We start from the raw sequence: 2,884 nt of genomic DNA on the forward strand, positions 1-2,884 counted from the left end.
CGATGTACTACAAGAAGGATAATGCAAGGTTTTTGAACGTCCCAATCCTATTTTCGCAGCATGAACATCGGACTTTAACAGGTCAAAAGCTTTATTTTAAAAGGGTTTTACCATTATTCAGCAAGCCCTAAATAGAAATAATCTCCTGTCTCCTGTCTCCTGTCTCCTGTCTCCTATCTCCCGACTCCTGCCTCCTGTCTCCTGACTCCTGACTCCTGACTCCTGACTCCTGCCTCCTGCCTCCCGACTCCTGATAGCTAAAAAACTGAGGTAAATTCCAGAAAAATCATTAATTTTTGGGAAAAAAGTAGCAAAAAATTACAAAAAACATCTAAAAAGTAGCGAAAATTACAAAAAATCTGCTAACCTAGCCGTAATATCACACAGATATTCGTAGAAAGATTCCCGAAAATCTCCTCAGCAAAAACATCCGTGTGAAGTAGCTAATATTGTCAGCGAGGTTAGTTCAAGATCATCATGTCAAATTTAGGACGACGTAAATTTCTCCTGTACGGTTCTGCCGCTTTGGGAACCAGTATTCTGTTAAAAGCTTGTGGTGGCAATCAAAGCCAAACCCCCACGGCTAGTCCTAGCCCGGCTGCTAGTCCCGCCCCAGCCTCTGGAGAGACGATTAAGGTGGGTATTCTGCACTCCCTCAGTGGCACCATGGCCATCAGTGAAACCAGCGTAGTTGATGCGGAAAAACTGGCGATCGAGGAAATCAATGCCGCCGGTGGTGTTCTTGGTAAACAGATCGAGGCAGTGGTGGAAGATGGCGCTTCCGATTGGCCAACTTTTACCGAAAAAGCCACCAAACTGATCGATCAGGACAAAGTTGTGACTGTCTTCGGTTGTTGGACTTCCGCCAGTCGTCAGGCAGTTTTACCCGTGTTTGAAGCCAAAAACCATATGCTCTGGTATCCCGTCCAGTACGAGGGTCAAGAGTGTTCTAGAAATATCTTTTACACCGGTGCTGCCCCCAACCAACAGATCGAGCCGGCAGTGACTTGGTTGCTGGAAAATAAAGGGAAAAAATTCTTCCTCGTCGGTTCCGACTACGTTTTCCCCCGCACTGCCAACACGATCATTAAAGAGCAGTTAAAGGCGAAAGGCGGCGAAACCGTGGGCGAAGACTATCTACCCCTAGGTAACACGGAAGTTACCCCGATTATTACCAAAATTAAGCAAGCTTTACCCGATGGTGGCGTTATTTTCAACACCCTTAACGGTGACAGTAACGTGGCTTTCTTTAAACAACTGCAAGCGGCCGGTTTAACTCCCGATAAATATCCGGTCATGTCGGTGAGTGTTGCCGAGGAAGAAGTTAAACAAATCGGTAAGGAATATCTCCTCGGTCAATACGCTTGTTGGAACTATTTCCAAACCGTAGATACCCCCGCTAACAAGAAATTTGTTGCGGCTTTTCGAGCTAAATATGGTGAGGATCGCGTGACCAATGACCCCATGGAAGCGGCCTACATCATGGTCTATCTCTGGAAGCAAGCGGTGGAACAAGCGGCAACCGCCGATGATCTCGACAAAGTTCGCGCCGCAGCCGTAGGACAGAAATTCGATGCTCCCGAAGGACCGGTGGAAATGTTCCCCAATCATCATATCTCCAAAACCGTCCGCATTGGTCAGGTGAGAGATGATGGTCTATTTAACATCGTTTGGTCAACTCCGGGGGTAGTGGATCCGCAACCCTGGAACCAATTTGTCCCCGAAACTAAGGGCTTTGCCTGTGACTGGACGGATCCGGCTAAGGGCGGTAAGTTCAAAATGGAAAAATCCTAGTTTTAGGAATTTTTCTGGACAATAACGAGGGTGAGGTGGGCATTACTGTTCACCCCTCTTTTTAAACCTTAAAAATGCACGGGAATAAGGAAAAGTGTCAGCATTATTAGAAGGATTATTTAATGGTATTAGCATCGGTTCTGTGCTATTGCTGGCCGCTTTAGGACTAGCGATTGTCTTTGGACTGATGGGGGTAATTAATCTCGCTCACGGTGAGTTAATGATGTTAGGGGCTTATACTACTTTTGTGGTGCAGAATATCTTTAAAGGTTTCGGTTCTCCCCTCTTTGATACTTATGTTTTATTCGCCCTACCGATCGCTTTTTTGGTGTCGGGATTGGCAGGATTATTATTAGAAAGGGGGGTGATTAGGTTCCTCTACGGCAGACCCCTAGAAACGCTGCTGGCTACTTGGGGAGTCAGCTTAATTCTGCAGCAATTTGTCAGAAGTGTCAACGGCTTATTAGTAATTAGTTTGATAGTTTTCTGTCTGTTATTTTTTGGGGCGATGACGCTGTTAAGTCGTCGCCTAGATTGGGAGAGAATTCGCAATTTAGCTATTGGTATCACCCTGCCTTTATCCCTAGCTATCGCTGGATTATTAGGCTATCTTTTATCTTTTAATCCGGTTCTCGCTCGACCCTGGTTTAGTGCCAGAAACGTCGATGTCACCGCTCCTGTTTGGTTACGGGGAGGTTTACCTTTACCCGGTTTTCAAATGCCCTACACCCGTCTATTTATTATCATTTTAACTGCCATTTGTTTGTTAGGAACCTATTGGTTTTTAAATAAATCTTCTTGGGGTTTACGCATTCGTGCCGTCACCCAAAATCGCCAGATGAGTTCCTGTTTAGGCATTCCCACTAATCAAGTGGATGCTTTGACTTTTGCCCTCGGTTCGGGATTAGCTGGAGTTGCCGGTTGTGCGATTAGTTTCTTGGGTTCCGTAGGTCCAAACGTGGGACAAAATTATATCGTTGATACCTTCATGGTAGTGGTGGTGGGGGGAGTGGGTAATCTCCTGGGAACTATTATCGCAGCTATGGCCATCGGTGTGGCTAATTATTTAATTGGTTCGGGAACTTTTGCC

The 2,884-nt window shown here is 45.8% G+C and carries 2 protein-coding genes; both read left to right on the forward strand.

The window, feature by feature from the left end; all coding sequences use genetic code 11:
• Positions 1 to 477 precede the first annotated feature (477 nt).
• Positions 478 to 1,794: an urea ABC transporter substrate-binding protein gene (gene urtA, locus PX481_RS07545; RefSeq protein WP_002759855.1), complete on the forward strand. Its 1,317-nt coding sequence runs from the start codon at positions 478 to 480 to the stop codon at positions 1,792 to 1,794.
• 94 nt (positions 1,795 to 1,888) lie between these two features.
• Positions 1,889 to 2,884: ABC transporter permease subunit (locus PX481_RS07550; RefSeq protein ID WP_288094209.1), on the forward strand; the 996-nt coding region annotated here is incomplete at its 3' end.

It is taken from the genome of Microcystis sp. M53603_WE2 (assembly GCF_030065435.1).